Source organism: Polaromonas eurypsychrophila, assembly GCF_014641715.1.
In the GTDB taxonomy this organism is placed as follows: domain Bacteria; phylum Pseudomonadota; class Gammaproteobacteria; order Burkholderiales; family Burkholderiaceae_C; genus Polaromonas; species Polaromonas eurypsychrophila.
Genome location: NZ_BMIG01000001.1, coordinates 90,979 through 106,616, shown reverse-complemented (window position 1 = coordinate 106,616; position 15,638 = coordinate 90,979). Strand labels below are relative to the sequence as shown.

The 15,638-nt window shown below is 62.1% G+C and carries 16 protein-coding genes, 1 tRNA gene and 1 riboswitch; of the genes, 8 read left to right on the top strand and 9 right to left on the bottom strand.

Annotation, left to right across the window (positions count from 1 at the left end; translation table 11 throughout):
* The first annotated feature begins 109 nt into the window (after positions 1–109).
* From IEX16_RS00475 to IEX16_RS00455, 5 genes are all read left to right on the top strand, one after another.
* A complete protein-coding gene (locus IEX16_RS00475) occupies positions 110–364 on the top strand; it encodes a type II toxin-antitoxin system Phd/YefM family antitoxin (RefSeq protein WP_188705503.1) in 255 nt (84 codons plus the stop codon).
* A gap of 20 nt (positions 365–384) precedes the next feature.
* On the top strand, positions 385–669 hold the full coding sequence (locus IEX16_RS00470) for a type II toxin-antitoxin system RelE/ParE family toxin (protein WP_188705501.1): 285 nt from the start codon (positions 385–387) through the stop codon (positions 667–669).
* A gap of 119 nt (positions 670–788) precedes the next feature.
* The gene (locus tag IEX16_RS00465; protein WP_188705499.1) at positions 789–1,097 is read left to right on the top strand and encodes a hypothetical protein; all 309 of its coding nucleotides are present in this window, start codon (positions 789–791) and stop codon (positions 1,095–1,097) included.
* A gap of 9 nt (positions 1,098–1,106) precedes the next feature.
* On the top strand, positions 1,107–1,403 hold the full coding sequence (locus IEX16_RS00460; protein ID WP_188705497.1) for a type II toxin-antitoxin system RelE/ParE family toxin: 297 nt from the start codon (positions 1,107–1,109) through the stop codon (positions 1,401–1,403).
* A 44-nt stretch (positions 1,404–1,447) separates the two neighbouring features.
* Positions 1,448–4,561, top strand: coding sequence for a type I restriction endonuclease subunit R (locus tag IEX16_RS00455; protein WP_188705495.1), 3,114 nt, complete (start codon positions 1,448–1,450; stop codon positions 4,559–4,561).
* A gap of 191 nt (positions 4,562–4,752) precedes the next feature.
* Here the strand turns inward: IEX16_RS00455 and IEX16_RS00450 are convergent, their stop codons facing one another.
* The 7 genes from IEX16_RS00450 to IEX16_RS00420 form a co-directional block, all read right to left on the bottom strand.
* Positions 4,753–5,340, bottom strand: coding sequence for a YidB family protein (locus IEX16_RS00450; protein WP_188705493.1), 588 nt, complete (start codon positions 5,338–5,340; stop codon positions 4,753–4,755).
* Between the two features lie 175 nt (positions 5,341–5,515).
* Complete coding sequence (locus IEX16_RS00445) at positions 5,516–6,283, bottom strand: 3-oxoacyl-ACP reductase (RefSeq protein WP_188705491.1); 768 nt, start codon at positions 6,281–6,283, stop codon at positions 5,516–5,518.
* 126 nt (positions 6,284–6,409) lie between these two features.
* Complete coding sequence (locus tag IEX16_RS00440) at positions 6,410–7,393, bottom strand: ABC transporter substrate-binding protein (RefSeq protein ID WP_188705489.1); 984 nt, start codon at positions 7,391–7,393, stop codon at positions 6,410–6,412.
* 2 nt (positions 7,394–7,395) lie between these two features.
* Positions 7,396–8,172, bottom strand: coding sequence for an ABC transporter permease (locus IEX16_RS00435; protein ID WP_188705487.1), 777 nt, complete (start codon positions 8,170–8,172; stop codon positions 7,396–7,398).
* Positions 8,166–8,930 carry an ABC transporter ATP-binding protein gene (locus tag IEX16_RS00430; protein ID WP_188705486.1) on the bottom strand — a complete coding sequence of 255 codons (765 nt, stop codon included), beginning with the start codon at positions 8,928–8,930 and terminating at the stop codon, positions 8,166–8,168. The genes IEX16_RS00435 and IEX16_RS00430 overlap by 7 nt, the downstream gene beginning before the upstream one ends.
* Positions 8,920–10,374, bottom strand: a complete 1,455-nt coding sequence (locus tag IEX16_RS00425; RefSeq protein ID WP_188705484.1) for an acyl-CoA reductase — start codon at positions 10,372–10,374, stop codon at positions 8,920–8,922. The genes IEX16_RS00430 and IEX16_RS00425 overlap by 11 nt, the downstream gene beginning before the upstream one ends.
* Positions 10,371–11,450 carry a LuxE/PaaK family acyltransferase gene (locus IEX16_RS00420; protein ID WP_188705482.1) on the bottom strand — a complete coding sequence of 360 codons (1,080 nt, stop codon included), beginning with the start codon at positions 11,448–11,450 and terminating at the stop codon, positions 10,371–10,373. The genes IEX16_RS00425 and IEX16_RS00420 overlap by 4 nt, the downstream gene beginning before the upstream one ends.
* 59 nt (positions 11,451–11,509) lie before the next feature.
* Positions 11,510–11,626: riboswitch (TPP riboswitch) on the bottom strand.
* Between the two features lie 198 nt (positions 11,627–11,824).
* Between IEX16_RS00420 and IEX16_RS00415 the strand changes: the two genes are divergently transcribed.
* Positions 11,825–12,658, top strand: a complete 834-nt coding sequence (locus tag IEX16_RS00415) for a dienelactone hydrolase family protein (protein ID WP_188705480.1) — start codon at positions 11,825–11,827, stop codon at positions 12,656–12,658.
* Positions 12,659–12,714: 56 nt separating this feature from the next.
* Here the strand turns inward: IEX16_RS00415 and IEX16_RS00410 are convergent, their stop codons facing one another.
* Positions 12,715–13,245, bottom strand: coding sequence for an NUDIX hydrolase (locus IEX16_RS00410; protein ID WP_188705477.1), 531 nt, complete (start codon positions 13,243–13,245; stop codon positions 12,715–12,717).
* 136 nt (positions 13,246–13,381) lie between these two features.
* Positions 13,382–14,284 (bottom strand): cysteine synthase CysM, encoded by a 903-nt coding sequence (gene cysM, locus IEX16_RS00405; RefSeq protein ID WP_188705475.1) that lies wholly within the window; start codon positions 14,282–14,284, stop codon positions 13,382–13,384.
* Positions 14,285–14,324: 40 nt separating this feature from the next.
* Between cysM and IEX16_RS00400 the strand changes: the two genes are divergently transcribed.
* A tRNA-Leu gene (locus IEX16_RS00400) sits at positions 14,325–14,409 on the top strand.
* Between the two features lie 41 nt (positions 14,410–14,450).
* The gene (locus IEX16_RS00395) at positions 14,451–15,635 is read left to right on the top strand and encodes a multidrug effflux MFS transporter (RefSeq protein WP_188705473.1); all 1,185 of its coding nucleotides are present in this window, start codon (positions 14,451–14,453) and stop codon (positions 15,633–15,635) included.
* Positions 15,636–15,638: the final 3 nt, after the last annotated feature.

Sequence of the window (15,638 nt, the reverse complement as noted above, 5' to 3'; positions counted from 1 at the left end):
AGGTCAATTTGATGTTTTACTTCGATGAAAAAAGTCCTGATCGCTTGATCGACAGTACGATTCACCGTATGATTTAGCGCACGACTGGCCATTTTTCTGGAGTCTTCCCATGTCCCACATCAGCGCCAACGACCTGAAAACCAAAGGCATTTCTGCCATTGAGCTGGCCCTCAGCAACTCGCCCGAGGCGATTGTGTCAGTACGCGGCAAGGACAAGTTTGTAGTGATGGACATGGCGCATTACCACTACCTGCGCGAATGCGAGCTTGACGCCGCACTGGCCCAGACCCGCGCCGACCTGGCCGCCGGCCGTGCGGTGCAGGAGTCGCCCGAGGCCCACCTGGCGCGGCTGGACGCGATGTGAGCCAGGCCGGCGCGCCGCCCATGCCTCTTGCGCCTTTCGCACTGGTCTTCACCGAGCAATACAACCGCCGGGCGGCACGCTTTCTGAAACGCCACCCCGAGCTACGCCAGCATTACCTCAAAACCCTGCAGTTGCTGCAAGCCAACCCGGCCCACCCGTCGCTGCGCCTGCACCCCCTGCGTGGCAAGCTCAAGGGCCTGCATTCGGTGTCCATCAACTTGTCTTACCGCATAAAGCTGGAGCTGCTGATCCAGGACCGGCAGATCATTCCGGTGAATGTGGGCGATCATGATGCGGTGTATTGATTTGCTATGCTTTTCGTAGCTGTCTGCGCATATTCCACGGGGGCTGGATGCCAATTTCTTGCGTGGATTGATCCTGATTGCCATAGGTGTTACCATCGTGTCACCTTTTGGAGGCCATGATGTCCGCAACCACTTCTCTCAAAATTCCCGACGCCTTGAAGACCACCATTGCCCAAGTGGCTGCATTCGAGGGCAAAACCGCCCATGCGCTGATGGTGGACACCCTGCAAGACGCCATGGAAGACGCACTGGTACGCCAGCAGTTTTATACCGAGGGTGAGGCGTCTTACCAGGACACCCTGCGCAGCAACGCCGTCTTTGGCGGTGCGGATGTCAAAGCCTATGTCATGGCCCGCGTCAAGGGTGGCAAGCCGGGCAGGCCCAAGGCCCTTCCACTGGACGCGGCCAAGCCGATAACCGCCAAATAGCCCCGGCGCATGGTTGAGCTGGTCTATACAGAACATGCGCTTGTTGACCTGGAAAGGCTGAGCGATTTCCTGGTAGAAATCGACCCGCAAGCGGCACAGGACACGGCGGTTCTGATTTTTGAAGCCCTGGAGATTCTGGCGATACACCCTGAGATCGGCCGCAAAGTCCACTTCGGCCAGCGCGAGCTGGTGATCTCCAGGGGGCGAACCGGCTACCTGGCGCTCTACCGGTTTTTGCCGCATATCGACCGCATACTGGTGCTGGCACTGCGCCATCAGCGCGAGTCGGGCTACAAGGGCTTGTAAGCGGTCACTGCACCAGCCTGCAACAACAATAGACGGGGAGCGCCATGAGCCTGCACAAGGAAATCAGCTTCGAGACCGAGATCTGCGACCACCTGGCCGCCCACGGCTGGCTGTATGCGGAAGGCGATGCGGCCGGCTACGACCGGGCCCGCGCCCTGTTCCCTGCCGACGTGCTGGCCTGGGTGCAGGCCACGCAGCCCGCCGCTTGGGAAACGCTGGTCAAGAACCATGGCAGCAAGGCCGAGGAAACCCTGCTGGGCCGCTTGCGCGACCAGCTTGACCAGCGCGGCACGCTGGACGTGCTGCGCCACGGCGTGGAACTGCTGGGATTGAAAACGCCCTTGAGCCTGGCGCAGTTCAAACCGGCGCTGGCGATCAACCCCGACATTCTGGCGCGCCACGCGGCGAACCGCCTGCGCGTGGTGCGGCAGCTGCGTTATTCGCTGCACAACGAGAACAACATTGACCTGGTGTTGTTTCTCAATGGCCTGCCGGTGGCCACGGCCGAGCTGAAAACCAACTTCACCCAGAACATCAGCGACGCGATCTGGCAGTACAAGACAGACCGGCTGCCACGCCCCAAGGGCCAGGCGGCCGAGCCGCTGCTGTCTTTCCCCAACGGCGCGCTGGTGCACTTTGCGGTGAGCAACAGCGAGGTGGCGATGGTGACCCAGCTCAACGGGCCGGCCACGCAGTTTTTGCCCTTCAACCAGGGCAACGAGGGCGCTGCCGGCAACCCGGTCAACCCGGCAGGCGGCCACCGCACCGCCTACCTGTGGGAGCAGGTGTGGGCGCGCGAAAGCTGGCTGGAGATTCTGGGGCGCTACCTGATTGCCCGCCGCGACAGCAAAAAGCAGATCGAGCAGATCATCTTTCCCCGCTACCACCAGCTCGACGTGACACGCAAGCTGCAGGCGGCGGTGGCCAAGGAAGGACCCGGCGGCAAGTATTTGATCCAGCACTCGGCAGGATCGGGCAAGACCAACTCGATTGCCTGGACCGCGCACTTTCTGGCGGAGCTGCATGATACGCAGCACCACAAGGTGTTTGACACGGTGCTGGTGGTGTCGGACCGCAACGTGATCGACGCGCAGTTGCAGGAGGCGCTGTTTGACTTTCAGCGCACCAGCGGTGTGGTGGCCACCATCAACAACTCCGAGGGCAGCAAAAGCAGCAAGCTCGCCGAGGCCTTGTCGGGCGACAAGAAAATTGTGGTTTGCACCATTCAGACCTTTCCGTTTGCACTGGAAGCCGTGCGGCAGCTGGCCGCCACTCAGGGCAAACGTTTTGCGGTGATTGCCGATGAGGCGCACAGCTCGCAGACCGGCGAGGCGGCGTCCAAACTCAAAGCCGTGCTGAGTCCGGAAGAGCTGCAGGAGCTGAACGACGGTGGCGAGTTCAGCACCGAAGACATCCTGGCGGCGCAGATGGCAACCCGCGCCGAAGAAGGCGGCATTACCTTTGTGGCCTTCACCGCCACCCCCAAGAACAAAACGCTGGAGCTGTTTGGCACCCGACCCGACCCGGCGCGCAAGCCGGCGCCAGACAACGTGCCCGCGCCCTTTCATGTGTATTCGATGCGGCAGGCGATTGAGGAAAAGTTCATCCTCGACGTGCTGCAGAACTACACGCCTTACAGCCTGGCCTTCAAGCTGGCCCACGACGGCAAGGAGATGGACGACAAGGCGGTGGAACGCAGCGCCGCCATGAAGGGCATCATGGGCTGGGTGCGGCTGCACCCGTACAACATCGCGCAAAAGGTCGAGATCGTGGTGGAGCACTTCCGCGAATTTGTCTCGCCGCTGCTGCAGGGCAAGGCCAAGGCCATGGTGGTGGTCGGCAGCCGGCTGGAAGCGGTGCGTTGGCAACTGGCGGTGGAGCGTTATATCAAGGAGCACGGTTACGCCATCGGCACGCTGGTGGCGTTTTCTGGCGAGGTGAACGACAAGACCTCCGGGCGGGACAGCTTCACCGAAAACAGCGCGGCGCTGAACCCCGGGCTCAAGGGTCGCGACATCCGCGAAACTTTCAAGGGTCTGGAATATCAACTGCTGTTGGTGGCCAACAAGTTCCAGACCGGGTTTGACCAGCCGTTGCTGTGCGGCATGTACGTGGACAAACGCCTGGCCGGCATTCAGGCGGTGCAGACCCTGAGCCGCCTGAACCGCGCCCACCCCGGCAAAAACACCACCTATGTGCTGGACTTTGTCAACGACCCGGCAGAAGTGCTGGCCGCCTTCAAGACCTACCACACCACAGCAGAACTGTCGGCCACCACCGACCCCCACCTGGTCTTCAACCTGCGCGCCAAGCTGGACGGTGCCGGGCACTACGACGACTTTGAGGTGGAACGTGTCGTTGCGGTGGAGCTGAATCCCAACGCGAAGCAGAGCGAGCTGATCTACGCGCTGGAGCCGGTGCTGGACCGCCTCATGAAACGCTACAAGGCCGCGCAGGAAGCCCTGAAGCTGGCGAAGGACAAGGAAGACACCAAGGCCACCAAGACCGCGCAGGACGAGCTGGACGCGCTGGTGCTGTTCAAGGGCGACATGGGCGCTTACATCCGGCTCTACACCTTTCTGTCGCAGATCTTCGACTACGGCAACACCGCCGTCGAAAAGCGCGCAATCTTTTTCAAGCGCCTGCTGCCGCTGCTGGAGTTCGGCCGGGAGCGCGAAGGCATCGACCTTTCCAAGGTGGTGCTGACGCACCACCACCTGAAAGACAAGGGAAAACGAACGCTGCACCTGAACGATGGCGAGGCGATAACGCTGGCGCCCATCACCGAGGCCGGCAGTGGCATGGTGCAAGAGCAGCCGAAGGTCTACATGGCCGAGCTGATCGAAAAGCTCAACGAACTGTTCGGCAACGAAACCACCGACAACGACCAGCTGAGCTACGTCAACGGCACCATCTTCGGCAAGGTGGTGGAGTCCGGCACGCTCCGGCAGCAGGCGGCCAGCAACACCAAGGAGCAGTTTGCCAACTCACCGGACCTGAAAACCGAGCTGCAGAACGCGATCATGGAGTCTTACGACGCGCACACGTCCATGAGCACCCAGGCGCTGAACTCGCCGGTAGTGCTGCGCGGCATCCTGAATATCCTGCTGAACCACTCGCAGCTTTACGAAACCTTAAGGGCAAGAGCCGGGGCATAGGCAAAGCTGCTTTCAGGCGCAACAACAAGCGGTTGATGGGTCTTGTTATTAAAGCAAGACCCCCTTTCCTTTTACAAGAAATTTCTTGTTAAAGGATATCATTGCTCCTGTTTTAATAGCAGACTATCCATTCTGTCCGGGGGCTGGAGGCCTAAAGTACTTGCGATGTCAGGCGCAGCTCCCAGACATGCTCAGCGCGGGTTCAACCGGGCCAGCAGGGCCTGCATGTCGGACATGCCCTGATTAAGCACATCGTCGGCGTCGCCGGTCACATCGCCCTGGGGGGTCAGCTGGTTCACCACCTCGGGCAGAAGCTGCGCAAAACCGTCGGCCACTTGCTGCTCGGGCACGCCCAGTTGCTGCGACATGCGTGTCAGTTCGTCCAGCCCGACCACCTCGTCGATGGCATGTGGCGGCATGGCCTCGTTTTCACCGGTCGAGACCCAAGACGCCGCCTGCTGGCTGTAACCTTTTTGCTGAAACTTGCCCAGCACCGCGCCCAGGCCGCCATTGCGCTGCACCCACTGCATCGCCAGGGGCAGCAGCACGGCCAGCAGCGCGCCGCCGCCACCACCACCACCACCGCCGAAGGGGGATCTGCGTTCCGGTGTGGAGCCCGCCGATGCGCCACCACCACCGAGTATCCCGCCCAGCAAATCCCCGAGACCGCCACCGGCGCCCCCGTCCAGCGACGGGCCCTGCGCGCCGGACTGGCCGCGCCCGCCCATGGTGCTGGACAACACGCCTGCCAGGATTTGTTCAATCAAATTGTTTGCCATGTGAAATCCTCTCGACGAATGGAAGCCCAGTTTAGGCCCTGCAGCGCCTGCACTGTGTAGGCCGGAATGCCAACCCGGCGCAATTGCCGCCCATCCAAAATGCTATCTTTTTTATAGCTGCTCGCGCTCGTCAGCTAGGGGCTAGAGGCCAAAAAGTCTTACAACTATCGGCAACTCACCGCATCACCAGACCGCCATCGACAAACAGCGTCTGCCCGGTCATGAAGCCGCTCCAGTCGGAGGCGAGGAACAGCACCGGCCCGGCGACGTCGTCGGGTGTGGCGATGCGGCGCAGCGGGGTCTGGGCGGTCAGCATGTCCCTGACTTCTTCTTTCGTCTGGCGGCTCGCAGCCGTCGGGTAGACCAGTCCCGGCGCCACGCAGTTGACGCGTATGCCCAGCGGGCCCAGTTCGGCCGCGAGGTTGCGGCTGAAGCCGACGAGGGCCGACTTGGCGGTGCTGTAGTCGTGGTAGGGCACGCTCGGACGATCGACCAGATCACTGGCGAGGTTGACGATGGCGCCCTGGCTGCGCTGCTTGAAATGCGGCAGCACCGCCTGGCAGACGTTGAAGGTAGCGCGCACCGCGCCGTCGATCTGGCGCTGGTAGTCGGCCCAGTCCAGCTCCCAGAACATCTTGCGCTGCTCCGGATCAAAACTGTAGGACGCAAAGGCGTTGTTGACCAGCACATCGATGCGCCCCATCTCGGCCAGCACCTGCGCAACCATGGCCGTGACGGCCGGCTGCGAGCTGACATCGGCCTGCAATGCCCAGCCGTCACCGCCCAGCGACTTGCATTCAGCGGCTACAGCTTCCGCCGAGGCGACGTCCTGCAGGTAGTTGATGACCACCGACGCGCCCTCACGCGCGAAGCCGCGCGCGATCGCCGCACCGATTCCGCGCCCGGCGCCGGTGACCAGCACCACCTTTCCCTTGAACTTCATGATGGGTCTTCCTTATGAATGGTTTCACAATTCATGACGCCCCCACCGTTCGGGCTGAGCCTGTCGAAGCCCTTCGACAAGCTCAGGGCGAACGGCAGTGAGTTGACCGTCATGGGTTATGGAAGTCTATTGTTTCGGTGGCAGCAGGTCCTGCATGACCACATCCGAGGCCTTGATCTCGCGCTGGATCATGCCGAGTTTTTTGTAGCTGTCTGCGGCTTTCTGGAACATGGCCATGTCGAGGGCGCCCAGGCCGCGTGCCTGCGTGACGGCCGACACGCTGGAGGCATTGCGCAGATTAATGATCTCGCGGTTGACGGCCGGGTTCTTGCCGTCGATCGCGCGTTTGACCGCCAGCGCGGCGGCCTCATCGGGGTTGGCAATCATCCAGGCCATGCTGTCGCGGTAAGCGGCGAGAAAGCGTTTGAGCACGTCCTTCTTGGTCTGGTAGGTGGCTTCGGTGACGACAAACATGTCGCTCGAAATATTCAGGTACTCACGCACGGCCATCACGTTGACATCGGCCAGTCCCCTTGAGCGGCCGACCAGCAGGCCGGTGTCAGTCGCGGCAGTTGCATCGACCTGGCCCTGCATCAGCGGCGCGAAGTTCAGCAGTCCGGTGACCACAATGGTGACATCGGCTTCGGTGAGGCCGGCCTGCTGCAGCAGCACCAGCAGGTTTTGCCGGGTGCCGCTGGACAGGCTGTAGACGCCTATCTTCTTGCCCTTGAGGTCAGAAGGTCGGGTGATGCCACTGGATTTGAGCGCAACCACATTGAATACATTTTGCGGATAGATGTCGTAAATGGCGCGCAGCTTTTCGCCCTTGTCGAGCGCCGCGAAGAAGGAGCCCGGGTCGGTGAAGGCCACCGTGGCCTGACCGGTCAGCATGTTGCGGATGGCATCGCCTCCGCCAGCGCCCGGAACGTAGCCGAGATCGATACCACGCGCCTTGAAGAAGCCCTTGTCTTCCTCGACCAGCAGGTTGGTGATCTCGGTGATCGGCTGGCTCCAGCCGGCCACCACCACCTTGTCGGCGGCATGTGCCAGGCTGCCCGCAAGCAGGGCCGCAGCGGCCAGACCGCGAAGAAGGGAAGTGAAGTTTTGCATGCTTAGTCCTTTGTCGTTTCTTTTAAATGCGGCCAGAGCAGCAGACGCTCCAGGCCTATGGCCAACTGATACATCACCAGTCCCAGCACAGTGATGAGCAGCAGCACGGCGAACATCAGTGGCGTGTCCATCATTCCCTGCGAGGCAATGATCAGCGCGCCCAGCCCCTTGCTGCCACCTATGAACTCGCCGACCACGGCCCCCACCAGCGCCAGCACCACGGCCACGCGAAAGCCGGCCATGATGACCGGCAGGCCCGAGGGAATTTTCAGGCGCAGCAGGGTCTGCACCGGTGTCGCGCCCAACATGCGAAACAGCTCCAGCTTGCGCGGCTCGACCTGTTGCAGCCCGGTCAGCGTGTTTTCCATCAGCGGGAAAAAGCAGATCAGCGCAGTGATTACCACGGCCGATGTCATGCCAAAGCCGAACCAGACAATGAACAGCGGGGCCAGCGCGAGTTTGGGCACGACCTGGCTGACCAGCACATAGGGAAACAGCAGGCGGCGCAAAAAGGCCGATTCGCCCAGCAAGATGCCGCCCAGAAAACCGGCGGCGCTACCAAGCGCCAAGCCCAGCACCAGCTCGGAAGCCGTGTGTATCAGATGTGGCCAGAAGTAGCCGCTGCGCAGCCCGCTCCAAAGCGCCTCCCAGATCACCGAAGGCGCAGGTAGCACCAGTGCCGATACCCGCGAGCCGCGAGCCATGGCTTCCCAGCCCAGCACGATCAGCACCAACAGGCCCAGGCTGGCCAGCCGGCCCCATGCCGCCCGGCTCAGCATGTTGCCACCTTGTCCATGGCATGACGCACTTGCGCGCACACCGCGTTGAAAGGCGCGCCATAACGCAGCGCGCGCCGGCGCGGCCAGGACAGATCCACCACGAGGTCGTCGGTGATTTTTCCTTCGGCCATCACGGCCACGCGGTCGGCCAGGTAAACAGCTTCGCTAATGTCGTGTGTGACAAAAAACACCGTGGTTTGTGCCAGGCGGCAAATGCGCAGAAAGTCGTCCTGCAGTTCTTCGCGCGTGATCGCGTCCAGTGCAGCAAAGGGCTCGTCGAGCAGCAGCAGTGTGGGCGCCAGCAGCAGGGCACGCGCAATCGCGACGCGGCTCTGTTGCCCGCCCGACAGCTCGGTCGGGAAACGCCGACCCAGGCCGGACAGGCCCATCAGCGCCAGCAGTTCGTCGGCACGCGCACGGTCGGCTGGCAGCGGCGTGCGCTGCAGCGCGACCGGCAACAGCACGTTGTCTAGCACGGTTTTCCATTCGAGCAGGGTCGGCGCCTGAAATACGAAGCCGAGCTGGCTGCCCGGCTCACGCAGGGCCTGGCCATCCACTGTGATCGTGCCGCTGTCGGGCAGCAACAAGCCGGCCGCGAGTTTGAGCAGGGTGGTCTTGCCGCAACCGCTGCGGCCAACCAGGCTGTGCACCTCGCCGCGCCTTATCTGCCAGTCCACCTGGTTTACCACCCGGGGGTAGGCCGGGAAGCTGTAGCTGACCCCGCGCATGTCGAGAAAGGCCTGTGCTTCAATCAACATAAGGTGCCAGGGTTTCAGCCGCGGCTTCGGCCGAGCTGTCGATGTCCACCATCTGAACCATGTCAAGCAGGCTGAAGCGTCCGTCGTGGTGCCAGCCGGCCTCGGGCGACGTCATTTGACCCAGCGCACAGATGCGTGTGACGCCGGCGCGGCCGAGTTGCTCTGCAATTTCAAACAGTTCGCGCGGTGCTGCAGCGACGCCGACGGTCTGCAAAAAAGCGCGGTGCGGCGCGAGCAGCGGTATCACGTCAGCGAGCTGATCAACCGCGACCACACGCACGCTGCGGTTCAGCGCGCCGGGGGCCAGTGCCTGCAGGCTGGCGTTATAGACCACGGTCCAGTCGCCCTCGCCCGCCACCTGCGGGCCACCCGGTGCCAAGCTGCGGATTTCTTCGGCGCCGCGCCATGACGCCAGATCGGCCGCTTCACCCAGGCTCAATACGCGCCGCGGGTATTTCTTCTCAAGCGCCGACAGCTCATGCGCGAGGTAACGCGAGAATTCATCGGGACTGATTTTTCCGCCGCGCGCCACGTAAAACACATGCGGCGAATAACAGCCCTGCTGGTCGTAACGCACCACATCGTAGGCCGCCTGTTGAGCCGTCTTCAAGGCCTTGCGCGCATCGAGTGCAGTTTTTGAAACCAGGCCGAAACTGAGCTTGTGGCTGAAAGGCAGAAAACGTGTGGTCACTGGCACCTGACGCCGCACATCGGCCAACGCGGCATTCCCGCCATAAGCCAGCACCAGATCGGCGTTGCTGAAGAACGCTGTCTCCTGCGCCGCGTCGCCGCCCTTCCACCAGACCACCGCCAGACAGTCGGCGAGACCCGGATCGATCTCGACCAGCAATTGTGCGAACCAACCGGCCAGCAACGGCTCGGCGCTCGCCACCTTGCCGATGGTGCCGGACTTGACCAGCAGGCCCGAGATCAAACTCCACAGGCACAGGCCGGGCACGTTGCCGGCCCAGACATGCACCGCAACATCCGGGCCGAAGGCCTTGGAGAAACCGCCCTTGATACGCGGCACAAAATCATCAAGCAGTTGCGGGTTGCCGAAATCTTCGGCAAGGAAACGTTGCAACTGCGGCTTGCGGAAAGTCTTGAGGTAGCCGCTCAGGCCCAGGCGCACCATCTCGGCGTCGTAACCGGTCACGAGCGGCAACAGCGCGTCCGCCTTGCGCCGCCACGGGTCCTGCGGGTCCAGCAGACGGTGAATGGCTTGGTCGATGGTGTCCACGATCTGCGCCACCGTCAGCGATTTCAAATAGCCGCGGCTGGCGCGGCGCACACGCAACGAAAGCGCGACGATCTGCGCTTCGGTCAGCACCGGCACGGCCACCTCGACGCTGCCCGCCTGGCCCTTGAAGGTCAGCGTCTGCCACGCGACTTCATTGGCCCGCAGGCCCGGCAAATAGCCGGCGGTTTCGCGCTGCAGTGTCATGCCGCGGCCGCCTGCAAAAATTCCTCGACCGCCAGCGAGCAGCCCTTGGCCGCACTGCCCTGGGCGCGGCCCAGCAGCAAAAAGCCGCCGTCCACCGCGATACCCACGTCTTCCGTGAGGATGGTGGTGACCGAGTTGAAGTTCGCGAGATCGCAATGCGCGAGGATGCCCTGCTGGCCGCGCGGCAACTCTTCACCGCTCAAGGGTTCGACCACGCGGGTTCGTATCCAATGTGGGCCGGACTTGACCGAAGGCGGGGTCGAATTGCCGTCGTCATAAAACTGCGTGCTCAGTTCGGTCATACCGTACATGTTGATGCACTGGTCGGTACTGATGCCCAGCGTGCCTGAGAGCTGCGCATAAAACTCTGTCATGGACAACTCGCGCGACTGGCCCTTGAAGCCGCCGGTGTCGAGCACGCGGCTACCGGGAGGCAAGTGAAATGTTTTTCCCAGACGCTGCAACTCGTCGAGCAGATGCACAAAGCTGTAGCTGGCACCGAGCAGCGCATAAGGCTCGCCGGTCTGCTGCGCACGCTCCAGCTCAACGATCACACGCGCCGTGTCCAGCCCCTGCTGCGTCAGCAGACAGTGGCTGGCGTCGGTGCCGAACTCGCGCACCGCCAGCGCGAGGTAATGCGCCAGTGAGGAGTTTGGCAGCAGTATTTCGTCAGGAAAAAGAATGCCCATGCGGATACGGCCGCCACCGGCCATGAAGCGCTGGCCAAAATTGCAGATCATGGACGCGTCGTACACAGCCAACGACGGGTGGTGGTGTTTGCCTTTGACCTCGGCCTGCGTGGTGCCGCTGGTCATGAAGACTCGTTCCGCCTGATCGGGCGGAATGCAGCTCAGGGTGAGGGCCTTGAAGGCGCTGATCGGCACGGCGGGAATGTCACGCCAGCTTCTGACGGTGCGCAGGGTTTTACCGCGCTGCTGGCAAAAACGCTGAAACGGCAGGTTGTGCTGGAACTGGTGCGCAAACAGCGCAAGCGCCTGCCGGTCGAAGGCCTCGCCGGACGGGTTGTTGTCGGCCAGGAAGGCCAGCAAATCAGCAATCAACGCAGGGGGGGCCATTCGTCACGCTTTCGGTTGCCTGTTGAACAAGTGCTCCGAAAGATGTGACAGCCCCGCACCGGGTTGCTGACAGCTCTCCTTACGTCGGTATGAACCGATTCAAGTTCGCGGGTTTGGTTCTGACCATCTCAGCCACCCTTGCTGTTACCAGCAAGGCTGCACCCCGGAGCAAGGCAAATTCTAGCGGAACAGCCTGGGCCCCGTCCACATGCAACATCCAGGTCTGTTTTTCGCCAACGGACATTTTTGGACGGCTCACCGGAACCTCACGGAAAACCCGCCCACAGTTGTAAGCTCATGGGGACCGGGATGCACGCAAAATTTGTCACGCGTAGCGCCAGACTCCATGACTCTCAATCCACAAGGGAACAACAATGACCTCGATGCGCATGATGCTCCTGCTTGTTCTGACTGCCGCTAACGCGGCGATAGCGCAAGAAAAAGTAGTTTTTGAATCCCATCGCACCCGACAAGCCGTAGACGGCTATTTTTTCAAATGCGCTGTTGAAAACTGCAAGTCTGCACTTGTCATGACGCCCACTTGTGCGGGGACAGTCAACGCCAGCGGAGTGCTCAATCCCGGCTACCAGGCCATGGGGATCAACGGCAGCCAGCGACTGAACGTGCTTGTCATCGATCACTTTTCAAGCCGCGGGCGGCATCAGGACTGCGGAGCCGGGGCCGGCGTGAAGGTTTCCGAAAACGACCGGCTCAACGACGTGCTGGGTGCCTACGAAATGCTCGCCAAACGGAACGACATTGACCCGTCGCGTATCGCCTATACGGGGTTTGGCGGCGCCTCGCCCATCCTCGCCTTGCAAAAAAGCACCCTGAAAAAATTGAACGGCCAGCCGGGCTTTGCGGCCGCGGTTGCGTTTTATCCAATCTGCAATGAATTGCCGCATCGCCTTTACGATGCCTACGCCCCTCTACTCATCCTTCATGGCGAGGCCGACAACTGGAACCCGATCCGGACCTGCCGCAACCTGGCGGAGCAACAATCTGCAGCACCACAAACTGGCAAGGTGGAACTGGTGGGCTATCCGGGCGCCCATCACGCATTCACCGTCCTCAATACGCCGACCGGAAACTGGCCGGGCACCAATTTCACGGTGGGCAGCGATCCTGCAGCGCGCGCAGATGCATTCATGCGCTCAAGAGAATTTATCGACAAGGCCCTGGCAACCGACGTTGTCGAAAAGAACTGATCCCCACGGCGGGAACCGGAGGCCGCAGTTCTGAAGCCCATAACAAACAAGCAGCTTTAATCGCGTTTGGACCACTCGACAAACTGCGGCGAGTAGCCTCTGGATTTCAGAAAGTCGGCCATGGCATAACCGGTGCCGGCCGGCCAGCATTTGACGTCTTCGTGGGCGTAGAGTTTGTAGTCGACCAGTTCGGGCGACAGCCGGACCTCGCCGTGGCCGACCGCACTGTAGGCAATGATGATCTGGTTCATGCGCTGGAAGTCGTAGACACCGATCAATTGGAGGTCGGTGACGTCGAGGCTGGTTTCTTCCTTGATCTCGCGCGTGATGCCGCCTTCGGGCGTTTCTCCGGCCTCCATGAAGCCGGTAATCAGCGCGTACATCTTGGCGGTCCAGGCGGCGTTGCGCGCCAGCAGGATCTTGCCCTGGTGCTCGATCACCGCAGCCAGCACCGGCACCGGGTTGTTCCAGTGCGTGTAGTCGCAGGCCGGGCAACGCAGGCGCGCCTTCTCGCCGCCGTCTTCCATCTGGCTGACCATCGCCAGCGGTGTCGCGCAGTTGGGGCAAAACTTGAATTCATGGCTCATGGAATGGCATCCTCATCTCATCAAATTTCAAATCTGTCATCCCGGACTTGATCCGGGATCCATACCCATGTGACCCCACTGTCTGGTCAAAACCGCATGGATTGCGGGTCGAGCCCGCAATGACAAGGGAAAAGAATCAGGCCGGAAAAACGCCGGTGGACAGGTAACGGTCGCCGCGGTCGCAGACGATGAAGACAATTACCGCATCCCTCACGGTATTGGCGATCTCCTGCGCCACCCAGCAGGCGCCAGCGGCTGAGATGCCGGCAAAAATGCCTTCCTCGCGCGCCAGGCGGCGGCACATCTCTTCGGCGTCCTGCTGACTGACCAGCACGGTCTCATCGACGGTGCTAGCGTCATAAATTTTCGGCAGGTACGCCTCCGGCCATTTGCGGATGCCGGGAATGCGCGAACCTTCGCTCGGTTGCGCGCCGATGATGCGGATCGCCGGGTTCTTTTCTTTCAGGAAACGCGAGACACCGGTAATGGTACCGGTAGTGCCCATGGCACTGACGAAGTGCGTGATCTTGCCGTGCGTGTCGGCCCAGATTTCGGGGCCGGTGGTTTCGTAATGGACGCGCGGGTTGTCCTGGTTGGCGAACTGGTCCAGCACCCGGCCCTTGCCGTCCCGCTGCATCTGGTCGGCCAGGTCGCGCGAATGCTCCATGCCGCCGCTTTTCGGCGTCAGGATCAGCTCGGCGCCGAAAGCCTTCATGGTCTGGGCACGTTCGATCGACAGGTCCTCCGGCATGATCAGCACCATGCGGTAACCCTTGATGGCAGCAGCCATGGCCAGTGCAATGCCAGTGTTGCCCGAGGTCGCCTCGATCAGCGTGTCGCCGGGCTTGATGTCGCCGCGCTCCTCGGCGCGTTTGATCATGGCCAGCGCGGGCCGGTCTTTCACCGAGCCGGCCGGGTTGTTGCCTTCGAGCTTGCCGAGGACCACGTTGTTGCGTTGGGTGTTGCTTTCAGCCTGGATACGCTGCAGCGCAACCAGCGGCGTTTTGCCAATCGCGTCTTCGAGAGTCGGGTAGTTCATACCCTGCACTGTGCCATAATTTGCCTCTTCGCTTCTTGCAGCCCGGGTGGTGAAATTGGTAGACGCAGGGGACTCAAAATCCCCCGCCGAAAGGCGTGCCGGTTCGATTCCGGCCCCGGGCACCAGATACAGGCCCTTCCTTCAACGGAAGGGCCTTTTTTGCTCCATGAACACACACTTTCTGCGCACCGCGCTGGTTCTGGGCCTGCTGTCGGCCATCGGCCCCTTCGCCATTGACATGTATTTGCCGGCTCTGCCGTCCATCGGTCAGAGCCTGGGCGCATCCGTCGGTGCGGTGCAGGCCAGCCTGATGGCCTTTTTCATTTCACTGGGCATCGGCCAGATCATCTACGGCCCGGTCTCCGACATGGTGGGCCGCAAGCCGCCCCTGTACTTCGGCCTGCTGCTGTTTGCGGTGGCCAGTGTCGGCTGCGCACTCGCACCGGATGTCGAGACGCTGGTGGTGCTGCGGTTCATCCAGGGCCTGGGCGCTTGTGCTGGCATGGTGATCCCGCGCGCCGTGGTGCGCGACCTGCACACCGGCACCGACGCTGCGCGGTTGATGTCGTTGCTGATGCTGGTGTTCAGCGTGTCGCCCATCCTCGCGCCGCTGGCCGGCAGCCTGCTGATCGAGTCGCTGGGCTGGCGCAGCGTGTTCTGGGCCGTCACGGTGGCAGGCACGCTCGGGCTGGTGCTGCTGGCGACCAGCCTTCCCGAAACCCGCCCGCTTGAACAACGGGTGGACAGCAGCGTCGGAAGCGCCCTCACCGCCTACGGACTGCTGCTGCGTGACCGCCGCTTCATGGGACTGGTGGCCACGGGCGCCTTCGGCATCTCCGGCTTTTTTGTCTACCTGGCCAACTCGTCCTTCGTGCTGATCGACCACTACGGCCTGAGCTCGCGGCAGTACAGCATTGCCTTCGCCGTGAACGCCGCCTCCTTCATCGGTGTCTCGCAGTTCACCGCCAGACTGGCCGGTCGCTTCGGCATGGTGCCGGTGGTCAAGGTGGCGGTGACCGGTTATGTGGCCATGATGGTGCTGTTGCTCGCCTGCAACCTGCTGGGGCTGGATCAGCTGTGGTTGATGATCGCCCTGCTGCTGGTCGGTAACGGCTTTCTCGGCCTGGTGATTCCCACCACCGCGGTGCTGGCGCTCGACGACCACGGCGACATCGCCGGCACGGCGTCGGCGCTGATGGGCACGCTGCAGTTCGTGACCGGCGCAGCGATGATGGCGCTGGTCGGTCCTTTCACCGACGGCACGGCGCGGCCCATGGTCGCGGGCATCGCCGGTTGCGCGGTGGTGACTTTTGTGATTGCGCGCGTCACACTGAGTACGCGCAAGAGCTGACAG